Source organism: Pseudomonas sp. PLMAX (assembly GCF_046042685.1).
GTDB classification, from domain to species: Bacteria; Pseudomonadota; Gammaproteobacteria; order Pseudomonadales; family Pseudomonadaceae; genus Aquipseudomonas; species Aquipseudomonas putida_AE.
In genome coordinates this window covers 1,091,664-1,118,408 of the sequence record NZ_CP064949.1, presented here as the reverse complement: position 1 = coordinate 1,118,408, position 26,745 = coordinate 1,091,664, and the positions used below count along the sequence as shown (strand labels likewise).

The following is a 26,745-nucleotide window of genomic DNA, read 5'->3' as shown; positions in this document are numbered from 1 at the left end:
ACGCACTTCTCAGACCCCTTACTTTTAATTTAGCTGTAACTTTTTAGTGGCCAGACGAGACGGTTGGTAGCGTAACCGCGCCAACATGTTTGCGTCCCAAACACGCTCCTACTAAAAGGATTTTAATATGCAAAGGCCACCAGCGCGCCCCAAGGACAAAAATTCAAGACCCGGCTTTCTTGAAATAGACACGCCGCTGGTAACAATCGGGGTAGCACCCGATCACTTTATTCCCCCTCCCCAATCGGGAACGCGTTTGCAAGCGGGACCTTTTGGACCTGGGGTATCAACTTATAATCAAAATCGTGGAACCGTAATAAACACCACTCGAGCGCTGGAACAGGAGTATCAAACCAGATCCGCTCAGCTACCGGCAACCCTGGAAGCAGAACTTACAGCGACCCGAAATGAAGGCCCCACGGACCCGGTGCCACCATTGCAATCAATCGCCCGGGAATTAGGCGTACTGAACAAAGTTACAGAACGAAAAACCGCTGAACTTAACATTAAATCAGCTTCTGCCAATGCGTTTTATGGAGGCGACCCGTTTAATCGACATATCAATGAATTCATGCTCAAGGCCACGAAGATGGAGAAGTGGCCGGGGCCGGAAGGCATTGCCATGCAGGCTTTGAATCAATCCCTCAGAGCCGCGATCGAGGTCAGATTACTTTCTCAAACCCTGCAATCTCTCCATCAGCGAACTGTCGACCTTCAACACACCTTCAATGGCATGCAGGCCGCTGAACAGGCGCGACTGGCAGCTGAACAGGAAGCTCAACGTGTCGCGGCTGAACAGGCACGCATCAGGGCTGAAGCTGAAGCACTGGCCTTTGCGCAAGAGCAGGCGCGGTTAGCTGCACTGGCTGAAGCCGAGCGGATGGCCGGCGAGCAAGCCCGGATTGCCGCTGAGGCTGCCGCACGGTATATCGCTGCTGAACAGGCACGCCTGGAAGCCGAGGCCGAAGTAAAGCGTCAAGCCGAACAACTGCGTCTCGAAAATCAACGGCAAGCTGAGGAACAGGCACTCCGCGAGGCAATGGCGGCGCTTGATGCCGCGAAGGAAGTTCGCTCGTTTCCAGTATCGGGCGCGGCGGCGGCAAGCGGTCCGGTGTTCACCGTTGCGGCAGGAACACTGGCCGTCGACGCGGTCACCCAGCTCGCGATCAAGACTGCTCTGCGCTCGGCGGCAGCCACTGCAATCACGGCGTTGGCAGCAGCTATCGGCACAGCGTCAGGTGTCGTGATCGTCGTGGGTGTCGCAGCGCTTGTTTATTACGCATTGAGGGACAACAAAGAGCCGTACGCCTTGAGCGTGCCGCTCTCGGATCTGACGACATACGACGCCGACGAACTGCATGCCATCGCCCTGGCCAACGGGGAAATCGAGCTGCCGGTCACCGTCGGCGCCAAAACTGTGGATGACGCCACCGAGTATTCTGTCGTTGCCACGAACGGCAACACGGTGCCTCGCAAAGTGCCGGTTCGTCTCGCGATTTACGATCAAGTTCTAAAAATCTACAGGACTGAAACCCCGGACGCCCAATCCCCTGGCATGACATGGACGCCAATTGTCAGACCAGGCGATACGTCAACGACTCTTCCGGTGAAGGAACCGGACGTTGCCCCCTACACCGGCGCTAGCGCCAACGCCATCGAAGGAAGGGTAGATACAAATCCGGAGTTGGATCTCTACAGCTTTGGTGGTTTCATCTATGTATTTCCGATTGAGTCGGGAATTCCGCCTCAATATGTGATGTTCAATACACCTTATGAAGGTGCAATTGTAGAAGGGGAAAACAGCGGTCGAGATTTCAACCCTCAGGAATCAGGTGGACCAATTACGGATATAGAATGGGCTTCTGCCTCTGCTTCACAAGAAGGGGTCATTATCGTGAAATTGCACACCTCAAAATTCCTTCAGTCCGATGCCAACGACGTGATGATCGATCGCCTGGAAAGGATTCTCCGTGGAGAGCTTGAGATGACCGACACGGACAAACGCTTCTATACTCACGAAATCAGAGAGTTTGAACGTTTCAAAGCTCTGGGTTATGGCGATACTGAAATGCCGGATCCAGAGTCCCCCGCATGGAACAATGTTCATACTGCCACTTTGGAAGATTTCAAACTGAAAGATGATCCCTCACTGCTGTACACGCCGGAAGCGCTAGCCGCTGCGGAGAAACAAGATGAGCGTGACTATCAACGATTCCTGAAGGAGATATGGAAATGAGCGATATTCAACAAATCGTTAACAATGAATCCTTAGACGATATCGTTACAGTTTTCGCTCTAATTAAAGCTCAACCGCATTTAGACATGATGATATGTCGCTATAAGCCTGAAGCCATCCGGCACGGAGAACTTCAAATCTCCTATGCGCGACTGTTTGAAAAGGGTGTTTTAGTGAAGGGAGAAAAGGGACTGTCAAACAAAGGGCCCAACTGGAAAGCCCCCCAGTTCGTCACAGAAAAACGCTACGTCGAGTAAAAAATCACACCCCAAGCCGCACCTTGCGGCTTGGGGCATCTAAACCCTTAAATCGAATACTTCTGCAAATTCCCCATCATCTCCTTCAGCGCTTCAATATTGTCCTTCGGATGTGCAGCACCCTCGAAATCACAAATCTGCTGCCAGTGCGCCGCGACGTCTTCCGGGGAGAAACCGACCCGCGGATCGAACCCGGCGCCGAGGCTGCGTTCCCAGCGCACCTTGCCCATCCAGCCGCCGCCGACTTCGAACAGCCCGGAGGTTTCCTGGCAGTTCTCGCTGGCCAGGTACACCACCAGCGGGCTGACCAGTTCCGGCTTGAGCTGCTCGAACACTTGCGGCGGGATCAGGCCTTCGGTCATGCGGGTGCCGCCGGTGGGGGCGATGGCGTTGACCAGGATGTTGTTCTTGCGGCCTTCGATGGCCAGGGTGCGGGTCAGGCCGTAGAGGCCGAGCTTGGCCATGCCGTAGTTGGACTGGCCGAAATTGCCGTAGATGCCTGAGGTGGACGCGGTGAAGATGACCCGGCCATAGTTTTGCTCGCGCAGGTGCGGCCAGGCGGCGCGGGTGACTTTGTAGGCGCCTTCGACGTGGACGCGATACACCAGGTCCCAGTCGCCATCCTCCATTTTGTGGAAGGTCTTGTCGCGCAGGATGCCGGCGTTATTGACCACCACGTCGACGCGACCGAAGACGTCAAGGGCGTGCTGGACGAGTTTGTCGCCGTCGGTGACCGAGTCGTGGTTGGCCACGGCGGTGCCGCCCGCCTCACGAATTTCGCTGACCACGCGGTCTGCCGCCGAGGCATTGGCGCCTTCGCCCTGGGTCGAGCCGCCGAGGTCGTTGACCAGCACCTTGGCGCCCTGTTTGGCGAACAGCAGTGCGTGCGCCCGTCCCAGGCCGCCACCCGCGCCGGTGATGATCACGACTTTATCTTCGAAACGCACAGACTCATTCATGGGGAACTCCAGCAGGCCAGGGACAATGGATTGGAGTGTCAGGCACGGCGTTGCCGGTCACAATGAATACGGGGGAGGCTGAATGGTGTGCGATAAGGCAGGGGGATGATGAGCATGAACCCTGTAGGAGCGAGCTTGCTCGCGAAAAACCAGAGAGCACCGCGGGGTGTCAGGCTCCCCGCGTCATCGTTGACCTCCATCGCTGGCAAGCCAGCTCCTACAGGGGATCGGGTGTGGTCGCGAGGGCCGGTGTCCACAGGGCTACTAGGAGCAAGCCACCTTGAGCGGCGTCGAGATCAACCGGTCGCGAAACGCCAGGTAGTGCTTGAGCACCTGGCATGGCGCTTCGATCTGTGGGTAATGACCAATGTCGCTGAGCAGGACCGCGTCCGGGTTGGGTATCAGTTCACGGTAGCGCGCCACCATGTGCGCACCGGAAATCGGATCGACCTCGCCATCGATCACCCGCAGCGGCACGTCGCCGCGCTGCATCGCCCCGACCCAACGCTCGCGTTGGACTCGCCGCTCGGGGATGTAGGCAATCAATTTGTGCATGACCCGTGGGCCATGGTTGCTTTCGACCAGGCTCCAGAAATCATCCATCTGGCTCTCGCTGGGACGGGTCTGCGGGCCGAAGATCTGGCGGAAACTCTTCACCAGGCCATCGCGACTGAACGCACGGCCGATCATCCACCCCAACGGGCTGAGCAGGAGTTTTTGCACCAGCACCGGGCGATGGGTTTCGGGGAATAGCCCGCCATTGAGGAAGACGCAACTGGCGAGGTCGATGCCCGCTTCGTAGTGCCGGGCCAGCAGTTCCTGGGCCACGCTGTCACCGTAGTCATGGGCCAGCAGGTGCAGCGGTTGCTCGACGCCCAGGTGGGCCAGCAGCGCCTGTTGCAGGTCGGCCTGCTCCAGCAGGCTGTACTCGTGATTCAGCGGTTTGGCCGAGTCGCCGAAACCGAGCATGTCACAGGCGATCACCCGATAACGCTGGGCCAAGGGTTGCCAAAGGTAATGCCAGTCCCAACTGGCGCTCGGGAAACCATGGATGAGCAGCAACGGCTCACCCTGCCCCGCCGTCCAGTAACGGATGGCGTGACCACGAAACACGAAAGTCTGGCCGCGCTTGCGCCAGACACTCAGGGGGATCTCGGCAAGTTGCATTAGAGTTTATATCCCGGGTCGAGTTTATCGAGCTTGCGCAGCAGCGCCGGCCAGGCCAGCGCTCCGCCCATTCCTTGAGCACTTTTGGTGACACCGGCGATCATCGCCTTGGCCCCCGCGAGAATCTGCGGTTCGATGGCAATCAATTCTGCCCCGCCGTTCTGCGCCATGACCTGGATATCGCAGGCGCGCTGAAAGATAAACATCGCCAGGAAGGTGTCGGCGATGGTGCTGCCGCAGGTCAGCAGACCGTGGTTGTGCAGCATCAGGAAATTGTTTTCACCGAGGTCAGCCTGCAGTCGCGCCTTTTCCTCGTGGTTGAGGGCAACGCCTTCATAGGCGTGATACGCCAGGCTGGACAGGACAAACAGCGACTGCTGGCTGATCGGCAGAATGCCCTGGCGCTGCGCCGACACCGCCACGCCCGAAGCCGTATGGGTGTGCAGCACGCACACGACATCGTGGCGAACCTCATGCACCGCACTATGGATGGTGTACCCCGCCGGGTTGATCTCGTAGGGGCTGTCCATCAACTTGTTGCCGGCCTGATCGACCTTGACCAGGCTCGAGGCGGTAATTTCGTGAAACATCAGACCATAGGGGTTGATCAGGAAGTCTTCGGTGCCGGGCACCTTGGCGGAGATGTGGGTGAAAATCAGATCATCCCAGCCATGCTGGGCGACCAGGCGGTAGCAGGCAGCGAGGTCGACGCGGGCCTGCCACTCGGCAGCGCTGACCTGGTCTTTGACGCTCGAAGCGGATTGGACGGGGGCTACGCTCACGACAAGGAACCTCGGTTTTTATTATGGAGTGTTTCCAATGACTACCGAGTCTAGTCACCCTCCGAGGTTCGCGTAGTTGCATTGGCAGCCAGCTTGATGGCCGAGCGAGTCAGCGGTGTCGATCAGCCCCGCAGGGCGTCGACCAGTTCCGCCAGCCAAGGCTCGGCGTCCGTTTCCGGGGTCACGCTTTCACTGGCGTCCAGGCGCAGCATCGGCAGGACTTCGACAATGCCCAACTCACCGAACAGCTCGCGCATCAGCTCACCACCGCCGCAAAAGGTATCGCCATAGCTCGCATCGCCCAGGCCGATCACGGCCCCCGGCAAGCCTCGCCAGGCACTGGGCAGCAGGTCGCGAATCATCGAGTACAGGGGCTGCAGGTTGTCCGGCAGCTCGCCCATGCCGGTGGTCGACGTCACCGCCAGCAAGGCTTCGGGCGCGAAGGCCTGAAGATCGGCGAGGCTGGCACGGGGGTTGTGGAAGGTTTCGAAACCGGCGTCTTTCAAAATATTGGCGGCATGGCGGGCAACTTCTTCGGCCGTGCCGTACACCGAGCCGGAAATGATGGCGACTTTCATCAATCTGATCCTGAAGCTGAATAAAAGACCGGGATATTAACAGCACGGTCTGGATTGTTCTTTTAGAATCCCACAGACGACCAACAAGGAAGGGTTTTACCGATGATCAACGCGAAGCTGCTGCAGCTGGCGATCAATGCCTCCAACGACGGTATCGTGATTGCCGAAAAGGAAGGCGATCAGGACAAGATCCTGATCTACGTCAACCCGGCTTTCGAACGCCTCACCGGCTATACCAGCGAAGAAATCCTCTACCAGGATTGCCGCTTCCTGCAGTCGGGAGACCGCGACCAGGATGCCTTGTCGAAGATTCGTGACGCGCTGGCCAGTGAAGGCTCCTGCCGGGAAATCCTGCGCAACTACCGCAAGGATGGCACGCCGTTCTGGAACGAACTGTCGCTTTCGACGGTGAAAAGTCCGAGTGACGGGCAGGTTTATTTTATTGGCGTACAGAAGGACGTGACCATCCAGGTCAAGGCGCAGCAGCGAGTGGTGCAGCTTGAAGCTCAATTGGCCGAGGTCCAGGCCGAGCTTGATGCGCTCAAAGCGACGAACGGCAAAAACAAAACCGCGAATTAATTGTCATTAACTACAATCACCAGTGCCTCTGTAACTAAATTTTTCGAGCCCACCATGCAACGCGACGCGCTCCTCACCCAGGACGAGCTGGATTTTATCCAGACCATGCAACACAACCCGCAGCTGAATGTGCGGGATGCGACGTCGAGCCTGCTCGTCAATGGTGGGTCGCAGATCCGTGACCTGCTCACGCGCCTGGCCGCGCATGAGCAGGTCACCCTGCAAGCAAATTTCGAAAACCAGCAAATGACCTTCCCCCTGCACCTGGTGGAAGACGAGTTTCATGCCATGCATCTGCGCCTGGGCGTGCCGAGCATTTACGAAGGCGGGCCATCGGTCCGGCCTTGGCGGCTGGTGCTCGACGAACCGGTGGCGCTGGAAAACGCCAAGGGCCAACCCGGCACCCTGTGGGTGCACGAAGTATCGTTCAAAGGGGTGTTGCTGGAGATTCGCAACAAGACCAAGGCACCCAAGCATTTCGCCTTGTGGTTCAGCCCGTCAGGCTATGAGCGGATCGCCTTGCGTGGCACGCTGGAAAAAGAAACCGAGCAGGGTTTCTTTGCCTACCAACTGAGCCAGAACGACCTGGATGAAACCGAGCGCCTGCGCCAGTTCATTCTGCAACAACATCGCTTGACACATCCTACCCTGCACCTCTGAGCCCTGCCCTTCTGAACCCTGCCCCTCTGAACATCAGGTATCCAGGTTGCCCGCCAGAAACTGGTTGAGGCGCTGACGCATCACCGTTCCCTCATTTCCCAGGCATCCGATCGATGACCCGGCGAGGTTTTCCTGCGCCAGGTCGCACGCATCACCGGCCAGCAGCAAAGGGCAATCCAGGCTCATCGCCAGACGATTCAGGCGCCGGGGCAAGTCGGGGCTGGGGACGTGGTTGGAAAACAGCACCAGCGCCCGGGGCTTGATCCTTTCGCAGACCAGGGTCAGTTCGTCGAACGGTTGGCCGGTGGTCAGCACCCGCACCCCCATTTGATCGTTTGCGAGGAACAACGCGGCGATCAGCAATTCAAGCTCGCGACACTGGCCTGCCAAGGCGCTGACGATGACGCGCCTGGGGTGCCTGTCACGGATCAACAGCAGGCGCTGCACCACCCGTGAGCGCAGGAAACCATCGAGGAACAACCACTCGCTGGCCCGGCCAAACGTGTCCTGGCGCTGCAGCAATTGCCGCCACAGCGGAAGAAGGATGTCCTGGAAAACAACCGGCTGGGAGTAGCTGGAAAAAATCTGCCCATAGACCTGCTCCAGCCGGGCGTCGTCAAAAGCGCTGACGGCGGCCGCGAGCTGTTGCTGCCATTGTGCGTAATCGGCCTGCACCAGATTGTTGGGAATGATGTGGGCCAGTGCCTGTAACGGCGCGGTCTTGGCCAGGATCTTGCTGATCTTGCTGACCGCTACCCCGCGCTCGATCCAGTTGAGGATGCTGCGCACCCGCTCGATATCGGTCATCGAATACAGGCGGTGCCCGCTTTCGGTGCGAGTGGGCACGATCAGGCCATGGCGTCGCTCCCATGCGCGAAGCGTGACCGGGTTAACACCGGTAAGGCGCGCCACCTCGCGAATCGGAAAAAGCTCTTCCCGTTCCAGGGAGAGCGCCGGTGACACTTCCAGGTCAACGTCGGTCAAGACAGGCATTTATCGGCCTACATCCATGTGTTATTCAGATCCCATTGTACCTCTGCTGCACCTCAATGATTCAAGGCATAGATTGTTACCGAGCCACTGACGTCGCGGGTAGAATCAGGAATAATTTTTGCTTGTCCCAAGATGCAGCCCACCACCCCGGCGCTGCGCCTGGCGAAACTCCTACCCGGAGCGACGCATTTGTTTACGGAGATACATGATGTCTACCTCCCCCGTCACGCTGATGGTGGCGCGCCGCGTCGCCGATGGGCGTTATCAGGACCTGATGGTCTGGTTGCGCGAAGGCGAACAACTGGCCACCGACTTCCCCGGTTACCTGGGCTCCGGCGTGCTCGCTCCGCCGCCTGACGATAACGAATTCCAGATCATCTTCCGCTTCGCCGACGAGCCGACGCTGCACGCCTGGGAGCACTCGGCTTCGCGTACCGCCTGGCTGGCCCGTGGCAGCGATCTGTTCGCTCACCCGAAGGAACATCGGGTCAGTGGCATCGAAGGCTGGTTCGGTGCAGCGGGACAACGCCCGCCGCGCTGGAAACAGGCAGTTGCGATCTGGCTGGCGTTTTTTCCGGTGTCGCTGTTGTTCAATTTTGTACTTGGGCCGTTGCTGAGTGAGATGACGCTGTTGCCTCGCGTGCTGATCAGCACCCTGTGCCTGACGCCGTTGATGGTCTATTTCTTCATTCCGTTGTCGACCCGTTTGTTGGCCAATTGGTTGAATGGCACATCAGCACGACCGTTGCCTGTTCGACCGTCCACCCAAAACCGCTGAAATAGGTAGACCGCCCGCGTCGCTGGTATAGTTTTGCTCTTACCGCGATGCGAGCCGTTCATGACCTCTACCGCAGCCCCCATTCTCATCACCGGTGCCGGCCAACGTGTCGGCCTGCATTGCGCGCAGCGCTTGCTCGAAGACGGTCATCGGGTGATTTTCAGTTACCGCAGTGAACGTCCCGGCGTGCAAACCCTGCGTGACCTGGGGGCGATCGGGCTGTTCGCGGACTTCTCCAGCGAAGCCGGGATCGTCACCTTCATCAGTGAACTGAAAACCCATACCGACAGCCTGCGAGCGATAATCCACAACGCCTCCGAATGGCTGGCCGAAACACCGGAGACCGATGCCACGGCATTCGGCCGCATGTTCAGCGTGCACATGCTGGCGCCTTACCTGATCAACCTGCATTGCGCCGACCTGCTCGAACGCTCGAGCCCCGCCGACATCGTGCACATCAGCGATGACGTGACCCGCAAGGGCAGCAGCAAGCACATCGGCTACTGCGCCAGCAAAGCCGGGCTCGACAGCCTGACCCTGTCCTTCGCCGCCAAATATGCGCCCGGTATCAAGGTCAACGGAATCGCCCCCGCCCTGCTACTGTTCAATCCCGACGATGATGCGGCCTATCGCGCCAAGGCACTGGCCAAATCCGCGCTGGGCATCGAACCTGGCAGCGAAGTGATCTATCAGAGCCTGCGTTATCTGCTCGACAACCCTTATGTCACCGGCACCACCCTGACCGTCAACGGCGGAAGGCACATCAAATAAGTGTCCCTGAGGAACTTCCATGACGCTTTCCCTACCCCAGAACGGCCTGTCACAGAGCTATCGCGAGATCCTCATCGGGCTCGGAGAGAACCCAGATCGCGAAGGCCTGCGTGATACGCCGTTGCGCGCGGCCAAGGCCATGCAGTACCTGTGTCATGGTTACGAGCAAAGTGTCGAGGAAATCATCAACGGCGCCTTGTTCGCGTCCGACAACGATGAAATGGTGATCGTCGACAACATCGAGCTGTATTCGCTGTGCGAACATCACATGCTGCCCTTCATCGGCAAGGCGCATGTGGCTTATATTCCAACGGGCAAGGTGCTGGGGCTGTCGAAGATCGCGCGGCTGGTAGACATGTTCGCCCGTCGCCTGCAGATCCAGGAAAACCTCACCCGGCAAATCGCCGACGCCGTGCAACAGGTGACCGGCGCGGCCGGCGTCGCCGTGGTCATCGAAGCGCAGCACATGTGCATGATGATGCGCGGCGTCGAAAAACAGAATTCGACCATGAACACCTCGGTGATGCTCGGCGCCTTCCGCGAATCGAGCAACACACGCCAGGAGTTCCTGCAATTGATTGGACGGAGCAAGTAGCAATGCCACAACTTCAACCAGGCATGGCGCGCATCCGGGTCAAGGACCTGTGCCTGCGCACCTACATCGGCATCAACGAGGATGAAATCCTCAACAAGCAGGATGTGCTGATCAACCTCACCATTCTGTACGCAGCCCAGGAAGCGGTGCGCGACAACGATATCGATCACGCGCTGAACTACCGCACCATCACCAAGGCGATCATCGCCCACGTGGAAGGCAATCGTTTTGCCCTGCTCGAACGCCTGACCCAGGAGTTGCTGGACCTGGTCATGGCCAATGAGTCGGTGCTGTACGCCGAAGTCGAAGTCGACAAGCCCCACGCCCTGCGATTCGCCGAGTCGGTGTCGATAACGCTTGCAGCGAGCCGCTAGCTTCAAGCTTCAAGCCGCAAGCTGTAAACTGCACCTCACCGCCAACCATCTTGCAGCTTGAAGCTTGCCGCTTGAAGCTGTCTCACAGAGCCCCCCATGACCGATCAAGAACGCCTTGAGCTCGAAGCCGCCGCCTTCCGCCGGCTGGTGGCCCACCTGGACAGCCGCAAGGATGTGCAGAACATCGACCTGATGAACCTTTCCGGTTTCTGCCGCAACTGCCTGTCCAAGTGGTACAAGGCCGCGGCCGACGAGCGCCAGATCGAGGTCAGCCTCGATGACGCCCGCGAAGTGGTCTACGGCATGCCGTACGCCGAGTGGAAAGCCCAATTTCAGCAAGAAGCCAGCGCCGAACAACAAGCGGCGTTCGCCAAAGGAAAACCCAATGAGTGATTTGAACACCCTGCGCGCCAGCCTCAAGAGCGGCGAACACGTCTTCGCCGACACCCTGGCATTCGTTGCCGCCGGTTACGACTACCAGCCCCAGGCCTTCAACAATGGCGGCGTGGAAAACGCCGCCGGGCAGAACGAAGGCTCGTGCAAGACCCTGGGCCTGGCATTGCTGGAAGGCCTGAGCGATGACGAAGCACTGCTGGCGTTCGGCGAGCATTACCGTTCGGTGTTGGCGACGCCCGAGGGCAGCGATCATGGCAATATCCGTGCGTTGATGGTGCATGGCCTGGCCGGTGTGAAATTCACCCAGCAGCCCCTGACCCGCCGCTGATCCTTGTAGGAGCCGGCTTGCCGGCGAAGGCGTCCTGAAGGGTGATGCCAAATTCAAGGGCCCCTTCGCTGGCAAGCTAGCTCCTACAGGTTCTGCGTCTGTTTTTGGAATGTTCAACACATCCCGACTTTTAAGATTAACCCGCTCACTTTATTTCGTTTGCCCGCCACCGCTGCTCACGGCTTAGATAAAAAGAAGTCCTCCTTCTTCCGAGCCGGCCCCCCATGCGCAGTGAAACCATCAGCCAGTCGATCAACATCGTTCACCCTGTCACCCTCAGCCACGGCAAAAACGCCGAGGTCTGGGACACCGATGGCAAGCGCTACATCGACTTCGTCGGCGGCATCGGCGTGCTGAACCTCGGCCATTGCCATCCGCGCATCGTCGATGCCATCCGCGAACAGGCCACCCGACTGACCCACTACGCCTTCAACGCCGCGCCCCATACGCCCTACATCGACCTGATGGACCGCCTCAGCGCCTTTATCCCGGTCGATTACCCGGTCAGCGGCATGCTCACCAACAGTGGCGCCGAAGCGGCGGAGAATGCGCTGAAGATCGTCCGTGGCGCGACCGGGCGTACGGGCGTGATTGCCTTTGATGGGGCATTCCACGGCAGAACGCTGGCCACCCTCAACCTCAACGGCAAGGTGGCGCCCTACAAACAGAAAGTCGGGGTGTTGCCCGGGCCGGTGTATCACCTGCCGTTCCCCAGCCGGGACAACGGCGTGACCTGTGCCGAGGCCCTGAAAGCCATGGAGCGCCTGTTCAGCGTCGAGATCGATGTTGCGGACGTGGCCTGCTTCATCGTCGAGCCGGTGCAGGGCGAAGCGGGTTTCCTGGCCATGGATGTCGAGTTCGCCCAGGCATTGCGCAAGTTCTGCGACGAAAAAGGCATTGTGCTGATTGCCGATGAAATCCAGTCCGGCTTCGGCCGCACTGGCCAGCGCTTTGCATTCTCGCGACTGGGCATCGAACCGGACCTGATCCTGCTGGGCAAGAGCATCGCCGGCGGTGTGCCGCTGGGTGCGGTGGTCGGGCGCAAGGCGCTGCTGGATAACTTGCCCAAGGGCGGGCTCGGCGGCACCTATTCCGGCAACCCTATCGCTTGCGCTGCTGCGCTGGCGACCCTGGACGAAATGACTGACGCCAATCTGCAGGCCTGGGGTTCGCAACAGGAAGAAGCGATTGTCAGTCGCTACGAAAGCTGGCGCGATCGTAATCTGTCACCGTTCCTTGGCCGCCTGACCGGCGTTGGCGCGATGCGCGGCATTGAACTGGCCAACGCCGACGGCACACCGGCTTCAGCTCAGTTGACGCAACTGCTGGCCCTGGCGCGGGACGCCGGTTTGTTGCTGATGCCCAGTGGCAAGTCGCGACACATCATTCGCTTGCTGGCGCCATTGACCACCGAATCTTCGGTGCTGGAGGAAGGCCTGGACATCCTTGAGGCGTGCCTCACCAAACTGACCTGAACACAAAACCCCTGTGGGATAGCATTCAGGCATGAATTGCAGACAGAAAAAAAACCGGCCGAAGCCGGTTTTTTTACCAACGCAGAATCAAGCGTTCTGCAGATTGTCCAGGTAACGCTCGGCATCCAGTGCCGCCATGCAACCGGCGCCAGCGGAGGTGATCGCCTGGCGGTAGACGTGGTCGGCCACGTCGCCAGCGGCGAAGATGCCTTCGAGGTTGGTCGCAGTGGCGTTGCCGTCACGGCCGCCATGCACCACCAGGTAACCGTCTTTGAGCGTCAGCTGGCCTTCGAACAACGAAGTGTTCGGGGTGTGGCCGATGGCGATGAACACGCCGTCGACTTTGATCTCGTCGAAGCTGCCGTCGTTGTTCTTCAGGCGGGCACCGGTCACGCCCATGTTGTCGCCCAGGACTTCGTCCAGGTTCGCGTTCAACTTCAGGATGATCTTGCCTTCAGCCACGCGGGCATTGAGCTTGTCGATCAGGATCTTCTCGGCGCGGAAGGTTTCGCGACGGTGGATCAGGGTCACGGTGCTGGCGATGTTGGCCAGGTACAGTGCCTCTTCGACAGCGGTGTTGCCGCCACCGACCACGGCCACTGGCTTGTTGCGGTAGAAGAAACCGTCGCAGGTCGCGCAGGCCGAAACGCCTTTGCCCATGAATGCTTCTTCCGATGGCAGGCCCAGGTAACGAGCGCTGGCGCCGGTGGCAATGATCAGGGCGTCGCAGGTGTAGGTCGCGCTGTCGCCGGTCAGGGTGTACGGCTTGGCAGCGAAGTCCACGGCATTGATGTGATCGAACACGATCTCGGTTTCAAAGCGCTCGGCGTGCTCGCGCATCCGCTCCATCAGCGCCGGGCCGGTCAGGCCATGGACGTCGCCCGGCCAGTTGTCGACTTCGGTGGTGGTGGTCAATTGACCGCCGGCCTGCATGCCGGTGATCAAGAGTGGCTTGAGGTTGGCACGGGCGGCATAGACGGCGGCGCTGTAACCGGCAGGGCCGGAACCGAGAATAATCACTCGCGAATGACGGACTTCAGACATGACCTGCTCCTGTTGACCGGCCCGGAATACCTGGCGCGGAACGCCGGATGACCGGCGGGAATAAAAAAGGACCATTGAAAGCACTTGGGGAAGGCTTGAACTCGACAGTCCTGTAAAAAGTTGGGTGCAGCGTATCGAGGGGGCGAAGATTAAGGAAATACCGTTTAACAATCCAGCTCATAGGTGGTCTCTATCCTCACTGAGTGATGATCGGGACGCCTTTGTTACAGTTAATGTCGATGTCGCCGTCGCGCTTTCGCCGGTCAGGCAAAGCCGGTAAGGTCGGCGCGTTTTCCTTTGTTCGGAGCACCCTATGCCCGCCCCTGTACTGTCCGGCCCGCAATACCTGCGTGAAGGCCTGAAACTGGTGCTCAGCCCCAGCCTGCGCCTTTTTGTATTACTGCCACTGGTGATCAACCTGGTGCTGTTCGTCGGATTGATCTATCTGGCCGGCCATCAGTTCAGCCTGTGGGTCGATACGCTGATGCCATCCCTGCCCGACTGGCTAAGCTTCCTCAACTATGTGCTGTGGCCGTTGTTCGTGGTGCTGGTGGTGTTGATGGTGTTCTTCACCTTCACCATGCTCGCCAACGTTATCGCCGCGCCGTTCAACGGCTTCCTGGCGGAAAAGGTCGAAGTGGTGGTGCGCGGCACGGACGACTTCCCGGCCTTCAGCTGGGGCGAGCTGATCGCCATGATCCCGCGCACCCTGGCCCGGGAAATGCGCAAGCTCGGTTATTTCCTGCCCCGGGCGCTCGGGCTGTTCATCCTGTCGTTCATCCCGGTGGTGAACATCATTGCGGCGCCGCTGTGGCTGCTGTTCGGGGTGTGGATGATGGCGATCCAATACATCGACTACCCGGCGGACAACCACAAGCTCGGCTGGAACGAAATGCTCGCCTGGCTGCGCCAGAAGCGCTGGCAGAGCATGAGTTTTGGCGGGAGTGTTTACCTGGTGCTGCTGATTCCGGTGGTCAACATTCTGATGATGCCGGCGGCTGTGGCCGGGGCGACCTTGTTCTGGGTCCGTGAGCGTGGGGCGGAAAACCTGGTGACCCAGCGCTGAGTCGGTGATGACTGACAGAAAGACCCCGTTTGCTGATCACGCTTGAACTGCCCTTTCCCAGCCAACTGATACACAAGGCTGGTACACATGGCACTCATAGCACAACCATTCCGGCACCCCGACTCGGGCATCTACTACCTCCGACGCAGGGTGCCGGGTGATCTCAGGCACATCATCGGTAAGACCGAGATTCGTCGCTCGCTGAATACGCGGAACCACCAGCAAGCCAAAGCCGCGTTTGCCGTGGCGTATGCAGAGTCCGAGCGACTGTTCAATGATGCACGCCAAGGGCTCTACCTTGAGCACCATCAGCCGGAGGTGCCAGCAAAGCCCCTACCTGCCTCCTATCTGCCGGCACGCATAGAAGCCTCCATAAAGCTTTCAGAAGCGCTTGCTCGCTACGTCCAGTCCATCTCCATGTCGGGAAGGTCGGAGTACGTATCGCGGCGTCATGCTGTCGACTACAGCCGTGCCGTCAAACGGTACATGACTGACATGGGCGACATGCCCATTGCGGCGATCCGGCCTTCGCACATCCATGCTTTCGCAGCCAACCTGATCCAGCCCGAAAACGCCAACGTGAAGCCACTGGCGACCTCATCCACGCGCCTGCTCTTGGCAAGGCTGTCATCAGTGTTGGCGTTCTCTGTGGACTCCGGACTGATTGAAGCGAATCCCGTGACTGCATCACGGATTCACAAGCGTCTAGGATCAGGCAAACCGAAACGCCGCCTGGACGATAATCGGGGATACACCTGGAGTGAACTGGTCACGCTATTCAGTCATGCCGAGTTTCAGCGGCTTCGAACTGCCGAGGGCCGTCCGGGCAACGCAGTGTTCTGGATACCGTTGATAGCCGCTTACACTGGTGGCCGTCGCGAAGAACTCGCTCAGCTGTACGTTGAAGACATTCACCAGCACGAAGGGAACTCATGGTTCATTCGCGTCATCGACGACCGCCCCGACAAGTCAGTAAAGACCGACAGCAGTCGAAGGGAAATTCCTGTGCATCCTGACTTGATCGCCCTTGGCTTGTTGTCGCTTGTTCAAGGACGCGAGCCTGGAACGAGAGTTTTCCCTCAACTGGTCAAAGTCTCCGATGGCTTTGCAGGAATCATTTCAAAGTCATGGCGTCCGATCACTCAACGGTGCGGGGTGTATCAGGCAGGCCGCAATCCGCTGCACGCTTTCCGCCATAGCTTCAAGACTCTCGCAAGGGAGCACGGCATACCCAAGGAAGTAAGTGATTGGATCACCGGTCATGCATCTGGACACATAGGGGACAGCTACGGCATTAACCCGCTCTCTCGAATGGCCTTAGAAATACGGAAGCTTCCTAGCATCGCGAAGGCCGCCGGACTGCTTCCCAGCGTATGAAGTGTCGATACTGAGCTAGTTCAGTCCGATGGAGCTAAGGCGTCAGGCTCCTCAGCGAGAACCCGTGCGGGGGAAACTGGGCCACGCACCACCGAAGTGGTTTGGTCGGTACAAGACAAATCGGACTTGGTTGCTGAAGCCCAGGACTGTTGCCGCTGAATTCACTCTGAGCTTCTGCCTGGATAAGCTCGAAAGCTCACTGGATCTAGACCACAGCTTTCCTCGACATTCCCAGGCAGCTCAAAGAATTGGACTTGGACATTTTCAGGACGAAGGTTAAAAACACGGTAGATTACATAGCTCTCAGGATGGTTGCTCGATACCCTGACCTCGTTCGCCGAAATATAGAACGGGGTCGACTCTGGCCCCTCGGTTGTCTTGACTTCAATTCGCTTGGGACTACCGTCAAGCTGGAACGAAGCAATATCGAATCCTGCAGCGGAGTTGTAGAGCGCCACATGACGGACCTGCTCTGCCAACTCTGCGAGACCAGCCGCACGAAGCGTATCAACCTCGTAATCGAGTACAAGCTTCTCGCCCCGACCACCAAGCTCGCGATTTCGGAGGTCCCTTATTGCCCAATCCACCGTGCCGTTCTGCGCTGAGCGAGTGCTAGCCTTTCGCCTTGCCGCACCAGGCACGGCCACTTGGACAAGGTTTTGAGAAACAGGCGGCTGAATCGCTGGAGAGTAAGCAGGATCAAGTGGTGGACGGAACGGAAGGTTCACCCTGTCTAAGCCCTCCGGACTCAGATCCCAGTTCTGAATCCTCCATACAAAGTGAACAGGATTCGTTTTGTTCGGGTCGTGAGAGAAGTACTCCAACATACCTATATATGAGTACTTAACGTGCCGATTCGGGCGTAAAAACAGGTGGATATCCCTATTCTGCGGATCATGAACTAGCAGCTTTTGAATCACTGGAGACTCGAAGCTCTGCCGAGTCTGCGACTCCCAGATTAGGTACCCATCAACCGTCAGCGCATCTTGGTAAGGGTTGCCCTCAGTCAGCTTCCCTAATGTCACCATGAATACAAAGTTCCCGCTCTCCTTTGGAGTTTCAACGATGCCTTGTATGCCCCATCGGCCAGCCCCCGGAGTGAATCCCACATCAGGCTCAAAAACTTTGGCAATCTCCTTCCGCTCATACAGCTGAAATCGGTCTAATCCTCGCGTACCAAACAGAACTGAATCGTTCGAGATCTTTTTGACAATTTCAAATCCAAGTGCATTGAGGATCGCAAAGCAAGTCGATTTTTCGCCGCCCGTAAACTCTTCGGAGGTCAATGGACGGCCAACCACCCTTTCTGCCGCAAGCCCTAGAACCGCCTTTGGAGGATACCTCCGCCCTTCATGAACGAGATCAAAATCGGTGGACTCGGCGTAGCGATATGAAGCGGCAGCACTGAGAGAAAAGACTGGCAGCACTGCCAATACATCCTCTCGTTTCATACCAGCGAGTAGATCTCGCAGCCCCTTGACTCGCCCCGAAGGCCCCTTCCTTATCTGCAAATCCATCGCACCTTCCAAACGTTAATTGCAACAAATCCCTGGTGGAGGATGACTAGCCAGACTCAAGACCCTGCTAGCCGCCACACGCATGCTCAATGGCATAACGGTCCGCAGTATCTTGAACGTTTAATCCGTTATATGACAATTACCTATTTAGCCCTCATGACCGTTTTAGAGTGCTGACGATCAGCATTTCGGCATGTACTGCTCAAGTCGCATATAAAAAGTGGTCAACACGAATGCAAATACCTGATCAGGTGGAGTGGAACTGGGTGGTCACGCCAGTGGAATCCCCAAACTCAACCTCATTCGGCGTCGGCAGGTGCTTATTCAAAACAGGTAACCCCACCAGCCACACCCCGGCACACACTGTCACCGCTGCGGCTGCTCCCTTCCAGGCCTGACCGGGTGGCATGCCAGCATGCTCGGCAATCGTTGCGGGCCTTATGGGGTAAGGGTTTCAGGCTTTTAAAGTTGCTGGATATCTACCGTGCGAACTCGCTGCACGGGCAGTCAATACTCTGGGGCGTACTCAGCATTGTTCCACTCTGCTGTTCCACTTTGGTGTTCCACTCATGACCTATATCGTCCGCCGCCAATCGGTCTATTACCTGAACCTTCGCCTTCCTAAGCACCTGTTCCCGAACCGACACACCCTGCGTATATGCCTGAACTTGCGAGAGCGTCAGGCTGCATTATTCCTCGCCGCCTCACTCGCCCAGCATGTCCACAACCACCTGAACGAACACCCCCTGGCAGCCCCCCAAACACTCCGTGCCTTATGCTCGCAATTGCGGGATGCTGCACCAACGCAGACCGCCCAGCCTGCTCCAAGGAAGGCACCAGCGGCTACGGTGAATCGGAAAAGTGACGGACCTACCCTCGCCACCTTGTCCAAGCTCTATATAGAAAAAGGAAAACGTGGTGGCACATGGCGTGAGGTAAGCACGCACGAAGTCGAACGCTCATTACGAGATTTGTTCGAACTGATGGGTGACATACCCGTGGAAGCATTCGACATCCAGCGAGCCAGACTGCTGAAGGATCGTTTGAGTCGCTGCCCGCAATACTTCGGCCTACGCCCCGAATATGAAGGCGCGACCCTGAAGCAAGTGGTTGAATCAGGCGCCACTTACAAGACCATCACCGCTGTTACCGTGAACAATCGCTTACGCAAGCTCTCTGCCTTCCTGAACTGGTGCAAGTCGAATGGATACATCACGGACAATCCGCTGCTGGGACTTAGGGTCATGACCGGGTCAGCCAAAGAAGCTCGGCTGTCATTTGATCGTCAGGATCTAACCATCCTGCTCAACTTGGATACACTGAGAGCAGAAGCCCGGAAGCATCCATGGCGCTATTGGTTGCCACTACTAGGTCGCACCACCGGAGCACGATTAGAAGAACTTTGCCCATTGCGGGTGGCCGACTTCATCGAGCAACAGGGTCTCCAGTGCATCCGCATCGATGACAGCCGTGAAGGCCAGACCCTGAAGAACTCCAGCAGCCGTCGCATTCTCCCATTGCACCCTGCCCTGATAGAACTGGGGCTGTTGAAGAATGTTGAAGCAGTCCGGAGCACCGGAGCAGATCGCCTGTTCCCTGAACTGGAAGCCGTACGAGGGAAATTAGGCCACGCACCGTCGAAGTGGTTCGGTCGGTACAAGACCAAGCAGGGCATCACCGACCCGAGAAAGACGTTCCACAGCTTTCGTCACACGCTGATCGACGACCTGCGAGATGCTGGGGTTCAGGATTCGCTCATCAAGCGTATAGCGGGACATGAGGACGCATCGGTGACCTTCAGCATTTACGGAAGCCGAAGTCCACTCAAGGCGATGGCTGAGGCACTGCAACAAATAGAACTTTAAAAATCACCAATGGGTCGCACAGGGACGTTACACCCATGAGCTGGCACGTATCGGCGTGTCTCCCCTTACGACCCTACACCACTGTTAACGCTATCGAATTAGATCCCCATCTTGCTGTGCTAGCGCTGCTTCCTCGATACCCCTTCAATCAGATGATTGGGATTCACGACAGCAACACAAAATGATTCTCGCCTTATAATTCGCAATATACGTCTGACCATCAAACAGAAGAAGTCGTAAGCAACGGTATAACTCCCGCCGAAAAATTGTGTACCGCCAAAAATAAGGGCACAATAAATCCATCGAGTTAGCCGAGCACTCATCACGTGAAAACGCGCAGTTAAAATACGGCACTGTATTGGCCGTACTGCAACCTCTCACATATGGTAATGCATTGCACATACTGCAATCACTTATATATGGCACTGTATTGCACATACTGCAATCTATTATATATCGTGCTGTATTGAACATACTGCAACCCCTTATATATAGTGCTGTATTGCACGTACTGCAACCCTCTATATATGGTGCTGTATTGCACTTACTGCAGATCACCATGCCAGACACTGTACGGACACCCACTGCAAGCAACTAAACGGCCGCCCGAATAACCCAAATCTAGAGAACGAACAACAAAAATAATTCATAGCAATCTCAATTTTCTCCATTGACAATCGCAAATACAGCACTATCATTCAGTCCTCGCAAACATCACCAAACCGTAACAACCATTCAGAGGTAAAGCCCCAGACCATCCAACTACCGAATTTTGACCACACGTTAAAAAACAATCTTGACCAACCAAAAATAACAACTGTATTTTCTGCACCCATTTCGACTACCCAGCAACAACCATTGCAGCTATAACAGAGCACAGGTACTGCCTCATGAAAAACCAAACAACATCATCGAGTCCACAAATGAACGACATGAACACCTACTCTAACCAGCCATTCATCAACCCTGAGCATGGCCAGCTAACGCCGTTCACTACGGGTATCACTACAGATTTAAGCGATGACGAAGTCCCCCCCTTCCTTTATCTGCAAGTCACACCCAAAGGAGAGATTAGGGGTGTAGTTCATGATTGCTATGATGACAACTGCAACTACAACTACAACTACGACTACGTCTACGTCGCCGGAGGCATTGAAGATGTCGATTTCTTGATCGCATTCGCAACGGACTATCCAGGACTCACACCAGTTCTTTCGGAACTCGTGCTCCACCGCAAATTCAAATACTCGGAGTTTTTGTTACAACAGGTAGGGCTACGGCGACACGATGGGAGCAGCCTTGCATAAATAGCGAATAAGCTAACCAGCGTGCATATGCAGGCGGATGGGAGAATTACGCACTAGGCAAACATGAATTAACGCCCATACAAAAAAACCTACTCACCAGCCTGCATACTCTTAGGCTGGATACAGCAAACATTCTGCACTACCAATTATTCTGCATGTTCAAGCCCATAGAACGCTGAGCAGAGCAAACCTTGTCGCCTGCGATATAGGTATACGTGTTTCCGACACCAGACACCCGGAGACCAACTGAGCACTGCTAATAACAACACTAAATAACGAGAAACCTGACAGGTATAACCTTATGACAAATAAAATGACATTCCCCACAGCAAACCACAAAGACCACTTTATCTATGACAACCTGCCTTTCATTAACCCTGAACATGGAGAGCTCCACCCAATTCAGTGGGCTACAGTAATTGATACCAGCCTGATTGAACCCAACAGCCTCGATCCCGATGACTATTACACTCGCCCGCCTTATTATCTGCAGATCACCCCCAACGGGGAGATAAGGGGTGTAACACATGACTTCGATAAACATGAAGAGTATTTTTCGGTAACTGCGGAAAATTCCGACGTTGCTTTTCTAAAAGTATTCTCCAATCAATTCCCTCAGATTACGCCCACGCTACCAGCACTATTAGACTATCGTAAATACCGGACATCCAATTTGAGGGAGCAGTACTTAAACCAAGAAAACATCTCAAACGATGATTAATATCATCCCACACCAATAACCAGCGAACGATCATTAACCGCCAGCCCTACTTCTAAAGTCGCTGAGTCCGGAAAACTTTGTTTCCGATTATCTCCAAGCAATAAGCTTCAGCAAAAGCTGCCAGAGCGTTTTTTGAGAAATCACATACTTTCAACCAGAGACTCAAATCTCTGGCAGTGCATTGTTACGCCCTAAAATAATTGAACCAGCTAGTATCAAATCATTCAAAGCCGAAACGTTTATGAAAGCCATATACGCATTAATTGCACCACCAGGAGCAGGAAAAACTTCGTGGCTGATCAAGCAACTTGCTGAGCTAAACGATCAACGCTCTGTTCTTGCATTTCCTACAAAGATTCTCGCATCGGAAGTGACAAGGCGATTAGAGAGCATGAATATAGAGTTCAACTCAATCAACAGCGACACCGTTGAGGGAGCAGTTATTGAATGCCTGGGAGAAGCCCTGACAAATCAGAATAGCAGCATCATCATTTGCACCCACGAATCTCTTAGACTTATTAATCCAGAGGCATTACAAGGGTGGAATCTATATATCGATGAAGTCCCAGTTACTTGGGATTGTACTACTTGCAGCTTCAGCAACTTATCGTACCACAAAGTTTTTGACAGCATCATCGACATTGTCAGGACAGATGGCAAAGACAGGGCCAAAGCAAAAGAAAATCGTAAACTATTAATTGAAGAGCTGCCGAATGGAGTGGACTCAACCCTATCCGCTGAGACACGTAGCGTTCTCACTGCCCTACTAGACAATCGATATATCGTTGAGGTTGACGAGCTTGATACGAAACAAAACCGGATCCTGAGGATCATTGGAATCAAGCACTACATTCCAGCGTTCGAGGCAGCAGATACCACTGTAATAATGGGTGCAGAAATTGAGAAAACTCTGCTCGGTGTGATCTTGAAAGGTGCTGGCTGGTCTATTATGCCTATCGCGGTTGAGCTCGACTTTGTAGGGTATGGCAATAAAGTGGTGATTCACCCGTTCTTTACGAACAAGAATTACTCAAAGCGTGCAGCCCTTATGAAAGCGGGGAAACTTCAACAAGACTATCAGCAGGGTTGCTTGCTCGATGATTGGCTGAAGGTCGATGTTTTCCGATTGATTGAGAACAAAAAAGCGATACTCGTTGCACATACCTGGTGCAGACCTGAACTCCCACTACCTCAAGATAGCGACGTCAGCAACATTAGATTCATTCCAATTGACAGTCGAGGAATCAACGACTACGACGACTACAGCATCGCGATCTGCCTACAGCATGGGAATATAACTCCTATAGAGAGTAGAAACCTTTATACCCTCGCGGCCCTGCTCTCTATTGCGAGCAGTATTTCTCCTAACCAGATCATGAATGCGATTAAGTACGAACGATTTTACGAATCAACACTACAGTCTGTTTGCAGGACTGCCCTACGTTCAAAATCAAACAATGGTCCGATTTTGCTATTTGTCCAAGATCTTTACATTGCCAACTTCCTCGCAGAGAAGATTGGCAATTGCACCATAGACTGCACATACTCTGAAGTTTATGTTCCATCGACTTCTACGGCAAAAGCCCTTAGGTACACTCTGAAGCAGAAGTCCATTGCACTATGGGAGCAAGGGGATCACACCAAAACCATAGCAGAAAAAATTGGCAAGACGGAGAAGACGATCAAAGAATGGCTAAAACTTTACCGTCAGTTACAACCGACTGAATAGTGGAAATTTTTCCTTAAAGAATCTTTAAGGGATTTTTTCCTCAATAATACAACGACAAAATACCTTCACTCATCGGCCCAGCTAGATCAAACCGACCAACATAAATATCGCGCGAACTATATCGTACCACTATCAAAGCCAATAGAGTTTATATCTCGTGATGGTGCGTCACAGACGTGATGACCAGTAAACCTGCACGTTAATACAAGACATTAGGAACCTTTAACCTCACTCACTTGAGCACAAACTAGGAAACACCTGCAGACAAATCCAGGTTCGTTTGGACACATATATCCCGACAGCATCTTGATTCGATGTCGGCTTTTATTACAACTATTAGGAAGGCGTTCAATACCGGCGCCACAGAGGGCTGTATGTCACAGATTTCAATTCCATCCGTTGCACATTTCCTTCTGGATGGGCAGCCAGTCAGGGTTGATCCTAACTTACTAACTAATGCGGTTAAAATACCTCCAGAGCTTTACTTTGACGACCAGCATCATCGCACAATTTACTGTCCCAGCTGTGGTGTCATGTGCAGCCGAATACCACGCAAGAAAGCGAGGCGAAGAGATAACGTACGCGCATTCTATGCCCACATTCGCGGATTTGACGATGTTGTTTGTCCGCACCGAATGCCTGGTGGCAGTGCATGCGTAGACGGTATCAGCAAAGAGAAAAAAGCTATCAACCTCGTCAGTTTTGCTGGATGGAATAGCGTGGATGACGACGAAGCGGAAGATGATGAAGCTTGGCAAATCTCAAAGTCCAAACGCGTCGTTCAGGGTGGAACTGCTGGGAATGAGCGGGGGGTCGAACTGGTGTTTGACGGCGGTGGAAAGTTGCTAAATGCGGGTGAGTTTCGCACTGTGGGTAGGCTCGTGACCCTTGCTAAAACGTCTCTCGATATATCCGTGCAATTCCCCGATCTGGAGGTGACTCGCCTACGCGACCTGATTGTGTGGATCGAAAATGTTCAAAAGGACAGCCGCCAATATATTGGGAAGAGTTTCCTTTTCGTCGGCAAGCCAAACTCAATAGATTCCGGAAGGGTTAAAATTTTCTTCAAGTTCTTCAATACTGAACACAATTTAGTCGTATACTGCGACCCTCATGTACTTGAAAAGAAGGGCTGGAAAATCTCAGAGCGTGACCACTATTATATTTTTTATGGTCTACTCGAACGCAATGAATCAGATTCAATCGTTCGGATCTTATACCCAGGACAAATTGATCGGCTTCCTTCGTCTGCACATGAACTGTTCAACTCATTGCGTTGAATTTCCTTTCCCGGTGTCTTCCTGCACCGTCAGATTCTCGCTCAGGTAAGGTGTCTTTTGATTTTTGTGCACGCGAGTTTTCAAAAAAAAACAATCGTCACAGGGGTGATATCAAGCTTGTCCGTGACGGTGAATATTAGTGTGGGCATGTCAGCCTATATAGAGAGGCGTGGCTCAACCGACGATCACCATGATCTTCAAGTGGGCCACTGCATCGAAACAAAAGCTTCATTACCGAAGTTGACGCCCTTGTGAACCGCACCTAATCAAGGTGCTTTCCCACGAAGTGCATCCGCCGCTTGAGGGCTCCCCTTAGGCGGCCCCCTGAATAAAATCGGTCAAAAACCAAGCAATATCTATTCACTCGCAGGCGTCGGTCACAGCCCCAACACCATCCTCTTCCAGCCAAAGCGCATATTCACGGGCTTTCCAGCCATTGGTATCAAGCGGATCGCCCGATTCTTTCGTATCCCACAGATTTCTGGATGTTTATTGCTCTGGTGCGAGACTAGAACAGCGAAGGTCGACGCAGTCTTGCGTTCATCATTCTGGTCACCACAATAGTTCGCCCCAGATTTGGGAACATCTCTCACTGCTCCAACGGTGCGGGTAACAGCTGCTACCCCAGGACGACGGCCTGTCTATGAGCAGCGTACCGATCGCCCAGCTTACTGAAACGCGGCACGATCACGTAATGCGGGACAACCGCAACATGCTGGATACTTAAATTGTCCGGCCTTCCTCAACCCAGCCGTAACAGCTCGCAGCTATCAGAGAAGTAGACAAGTCTGGTAGCCCAGCAACACCCTAAAAACCACTATCAAATGACTATTGCGGATAGCCATATGATTCAATTATCATTGATCTATCGTTTCCTAGAGCAAAGGATAGTAGGTCATGAATACTCATCTTTACCTGCGTGCATCAACCAAGGATCAGGATGCCCACCGTGCAAAAGTCGCACTGGAATCGTTCGCGGCTGAGAAGGGACTGTTCATTGCTGGCATATATGCGGAGAACATCAGTGGGACCAAACTCCTTCGCCCTGAACTGATGCGGCTGCTGGCCAATGCCCAACCGGGCGAACTGCTACTGGTGGAGTCTGTAGACCGCCTTAGTCGTCTCTCCCAAGTCGACTGGGACACTCTCAAAGCAACCATCAAGGCCAAGGGGCTCCGATTGGTTGTGGCCGACTTGCCTACCAGTCACAAGATGATTGAGGGGGATGGTATCGATGTAGCCATCATGCGAGTTATCAACGATATGCTGATCGAACTCATGGCAACCATGGCCCGCTTGGATCAAGAGAAGCGAGTACAGCGGATTCGGGAAGGCCTGGAGAACAAGCGTGCTGCTGAACCTGAGTGGAAGCCAGCTGGCAAAGGGCGTAATCAAGCGAAGTGGGACAAGGTGGCGGGGTTGCTTAAGCGGAACGGCAATACCGTGGAAGAAGTCGCCAAGATCGCGGAAGTGGGAGTTGCAACCGTGTACCGCATCAAGCGGGAGCTGACTCTGTAAGCCCCATCAGCGTGACATAAGCTGCCTACCGGGTTTCTCGCCTCGTGATATTTTGAATTTGTAACCGTTGACGGCAAGGTGGCACGGGAACGGCTCTTAATCTCGACCCACCCTGTGCGGAAAATCCCCCGATCTGACACATGCTCTGCCCTGATATTTCGCCACGGACTCACGAGCGAAGTTCGATCCGAGGCAGGTACCAACTTTGAAAAGCCCAGGTATGAGCAGGTATAAAAGGGGAAGTTACGAGCCAGAGAATGGACAACAGCGGCCACTGGTAGAAACCTACGCGCCCTTCCCGAGGCATCATGGGAAAGGCTTTTACTAATAGCTCGGAATCCGCGAGACACGAAAAACGGCCTTCCAATCGTATTGCCACGTTGGCAGTAGGCT

At 55.2% G+C, this 26,745-nt stretch carries 26 protein-coding genes; 19 read left to right on the top strand and 7 right to left on the bottom strand.

Annotated elements, in window-relative coordinates:
- Positions 1–127 precede the first annotated feature (127 nt).
- Positions 128–2,236 carry an S-type pyocin domain-containing protein gene (locus tag DKB71_RS04995; RefSeq protein WP_408599768.1) on the top strand — a complete coding sequence of 703 codons (2,109 nt, stop codon included), beginning with the start codon at positions 128–130 and terminating at the stop codon, positions 2,234–2,236.
- Positions 2,233–2,493 (top strand): hypothetical protein, encoded by a 261-nt coding sequence (locus DKB71_RS04990; RefSeq protein WP_408599767.1) that lies wholly within the window; start codon positions 2,233–2,235, stop codon positions 2,491–2,493. The genes DKB71_RS04995 and DKB71_RS04990 overlap by 4 nt, the downstream gene beginning before the upstream one ends.
- Positions 2,494–2,540: 47 nt before the next feature.
- Here DKB71_RS04990 and DKB71_RS04985 read toward each other — a convergent pair whose 3' ends face one another.
- The 4 genes from DKB71_RS04985 to DKB71_RS04970 all read right to left on the bottom strand — a co-directional run bounded on the left by DKB71_RS04985 (position 2,541) and on the right by DKB71_RS04970 (position 5,979).
- Positions 2,541–3,452 (bottom strand): SDR family oxidoreductase, encoded by a 912-nt coding sequence (locus tag DKB71_RS04985; RefSeq protein WP_323605588.1) that lies wholly within the window; start codon positions 3,450–3,452, stop codon positions 2,541–2,543.
- A 264-nt stretch (positions 3,453–3,716) separates the two neighbouring features.
- Complete coding sequence (locus DKB71_RS04980; RefSeq protein ID WP_408599765.1) at positions 3,717–4,619, bottom strand: alpha/beta fold hydrolase; 903 nt, start codon at positions 4,617–4,619, stop codon at positions 3,717–3,719.
- Positions 4,619–5,401 (bottom strand): class II aldolase/adducin family protein, encoded by a 783-nt coding sequence (locus DKB71_RS04975; protein ID WP_274073980.1) that lies wholly within the window; start codon positions 5,399–5,401, stop codon positions 4,619–4,621. The genes DKB71_RS04980 and DKB71_RS04975 overlap by 1 nt, the downstream gene beginning before the upstream one ends.
- Positions 5,402–5,523: 122 nt before the next feature.
- Complete coding sequence (locus DKB71_RS04970; protein WP_323605585.1) at positions 5,524–5,979, bottom strand: flavodoxin; 456 nt, start codon at positions 5,977–5,979, stop codon at positions 5,524–5,526.
- A 102-nt stretch (positions 5,980–6,081) separates the two neighbouring features.
- On the opposite strand from DKB71_RS04970, the gene DKB71_RS04965 reads away from it, so the two are divergent.
- Together DKB71_RS04965 and DKB71_RS04960 are read left to right on the top strand one after the other, a co-directional pair.
- Positions 6,082–6,558, top strand: a complete 477-nt coding sequence (locus tag DKB71_RS04965; protein WP_323626011.1) for a PAS domain-containing protein — start codon at positions 6,082–6,084, stop codon at positions 6,556–6,558.
- Positions 6,559–6,612: 54 nt separating this feature from the next.
- On the top strand, positions 6,613–7,218 hold the full coding sequence (locus DKB71_RS04960) for a hypothetical protein (RefSeq protein WP_323626012.1): 606 nt from the start codon (positions 6,613–6,615) through the stop codon (positions 7,216–7,218).
- A gap of 33 nt (positions 7,219–7,251) precedes the next feature.
- Here DKB71_RS04960 and DKB71_RS04955 read toward each other — a convergent pair whose 3' ends face one another.
- Entirely contained in the window at positions 7,252–8,211 is a 960-nt protein-coding gene (locus tag DKB71_RS04955) for a MerR family transcriptional regulator (RefSeq protein ID WP_408599764.1), read from the bottom strand.
- A gap of 208 nt (positions 8,212–8,419) precedes the next feature.
- Between DKB71_RS04955 and DKB71_RS04950 the strand changes: the two genes are divergently transcribed.
- The 7 genes from DKB71_RS04950 to DKB71_RS04920 all read left to right on the top strand — a co-directional run bounded on the left by DKB71_RS04950 (position 8,420) and on the right by DKB71_RS04920 (position 12,928).
- Entirely contained in the window at positions 8,420–8,989 is a 570-nt protein-coding gene (locus DKB71_RS04950) for an antibiotic biosynthesis monooxygenase (protein ID WP_406592226.1), read from the top strand.
- Between the two features lie 60 nt (positions 8,990–9,049).
- The gene (gene folM, locus DKB71_RS04945; RefSeq protein WP_408599763.1) at positions 9,050–9,760 is read left to right on the top strand and encodes a dihydromonapterin reductase; all 711 of its coding nucleotides are present in this window, start codon (positions 9,050–9,052) and stop codon (positions 9,758–9,760) included.
- 19 nt (positions 9,761–9,779) lie between these two features.
- Positions 9,780–10,355, top strand: a complete 576-nt coding sequence (gene folE, locus DKB71_RS04940) for a GTP cyclohydrolase I FolE (RefSeq protein ID WP_408599762.1) — start codon at positions 9,780–9,782, stop codon at positions 10,353–10,355.
- A 2-nt stretch (positions 10,356–10,357) separates the two neighbouring features.
- A complete protein-coding gene (gene folX / locus DKB71_RS04935; RefSeq protein WP_008054404.1) occupies positions 10,358–10,729 on the top strand; it encodes a dihydroneopterin triphosphate 2'-epimerase in 372 nt (123 codons plus the stop codon).
- 96 nt (positions 10,730–10,825) lie between these two features.
- Positions 10,826–11,122, top strand: a complete 297-nt coding sequence (locus DKB71_RS04930) for a DUF1244 domain-containing protein (protein ID WP_272604657.1) — start codon at positions 10,826–10,828, stop codon at positions 11,120–11,122.
- Positions 11,115–11,453, top strand: coding sequence for a HopJ type III effector protein (locus tag DKB71_RS04925; protein ID WP_408599760.1), 339 nt, complete (start codon positions 11,115–11,117; stop codon positions 11,451–11,453). The genes DKB71_RS04930 and DKB71_RS04925 overlap by 8 nt, the downstream gene beginning before the upstream one ends.
- 224 nt (positions 11,454–11,677) lie before the next feature.
- Positions 11,678–12,928 (top strand): aspartate aminotransferase family protein, encoded by a 1,251-nt coding sequence (locus tag DKB71_RS04920; protein WP_274073989.1) that lies wholly within the window; start codon positions 11,678–11,680, stop codon positions 12,926–12,928.
- Positions 12,929–13,015: 87 nt separating this feature from the next.
- Here the strand turns inward: DKB71_RS04920 and trxB are convergent, their stop codons facing one another.
- The gene (trxB, locus tag DKB71_RS04915) at positions 13,016–13,972 is read right to left on the bottom strand and encodes a thioredoxin-disulfide reductase (protein ID WP_274073990.1); all 957 of its coding nucleotides are present in this window, start codon (positions 13,970–13,972) and stop codon (positions 13,016–13,018) included.
- 313 nt (positions 13,973–14,285) lie between these two features.
- On the opposite strand from trxB, the gene cysZ reads away from it, so the two are divergent.
- The gene (gene cysZ, locus DKB71_RS04910; protein ID WP_408599759.1) at positions 14,286–15,038 is read left to right on the top strand and encodes a sulfate transporter CysZ; all 753 of its coding nucleotides are present in this window, start codon (positions 14,286–14,288) and stop codon (positions 15,036–15,038) included.
- 87 nt (positions 15,039–15,125) lie between these two features.
- Positions 15,126–16,415 carry a DUF6538 domain-containing protein gene (locus DKB71_RS04905; protein ID WP_408599758.1) on the top strand — a complete coding sequence of 430 codons (1,290 nt, stop codon included), beginning with the start codon at positions 15,126–15,128 and terminating at the stop codon, positions 16,413–16,415.
- A gap of 161 nt (positions 16,416–16,576) precedes the next feature.
- On the opposite strand, the gene DKB71_RS04900 is transcribed toward DKB71_RS04905, so the two are convergent.
- Positions 16,577–17,932: a DUF3427 domain-containing protein gene (locus DKB71_RS04900; RefSeq protein ID WP_408599756.1), complete on the bottom strand. Its 1,356-nt coding sequence runs from the start codon at positions 17,930–17,932 to the stop codon at positions 16,577–16,579.
- A 569-nt stretch (positions 17,933–18,501) separates the two neighbouring features.
- Here DKB71_RS04900 and DKB71_RS04895 point away from each other — a divergent pair.
- From DKB71_RS04895 to DKB71_RS04870, 6 genes are all read left to right on the top strand, one after another.
- The gene (locus DKB71_RS04895) at positions 18,502–19,797 is read left to right on the top strand and encodes a site-specific integrase (protein WP_408599754.1); all 1,296 of its coding nucleotides are present in this window, start codon (positions 18,502–18,504) and stop codon (positions 19,795–19,797) included.
- A 923-nt stretch (positions 19,798–20,720) separates the two neighbouring features.
- Complete coding sequence (locus DKB71_RS04890) at positions 20,721–21,104, top strand: hypothetical protein (protein WP_408599753.1); 384 nt, start codon at positions 20,721–20,723, stop codon at positions 21,102–21,104.
- Between the two features lie 301 nt (positions 21,105–21,405).
- Positions 21,406–21,825 (top strand): hypothetical protein, encoded by a 420-nt coding sequence (locus DKB71_RS04885; RefSeq protein ID WP_408599752.1) that lies wholly within the window; start codon positions 21,406–21,408, stop codon positions 21,823–21,825.
- 241 nt (positions 21,826–22,066) lie between these two features.
- Positions 22,067–23,554 carry a hypothetical protein gene (locus DKB71_RS04880; protein WP_408599750.1) on the top strand — a complete coding sequence of 496 codons (1,488 nt, stop codon included), beginning with the start codon at positions 22,067–22,069 and terminating at the stop codon, positions 23,552–23,554.
- 374 nt (positions 23,555–23,928) lie between these two features.
- Positions 23,929–24,834, top strand: a complete 906-nt coding sequence (locus DKB71_RS04875) for a hypothetical protein (protein ID WP_408599749.1) — start codon at positions 23,929–23,931, stop codon at positions 24,832–24,834.
- A gap of 897 nt (positions 24,835–25,731) precedes the next feature.
- Positions 25,732–26,352, top strand: coding sequence for a recombinase family protein (locus DKB71_RS04870; protein ID WP_408599748.1), 621 nt, complete (start codon positions 25,732–25,734; stop codon positions 26,350–26,352).
- Positions 26,353–26,745: the final 393 nt, after the last annotated feature.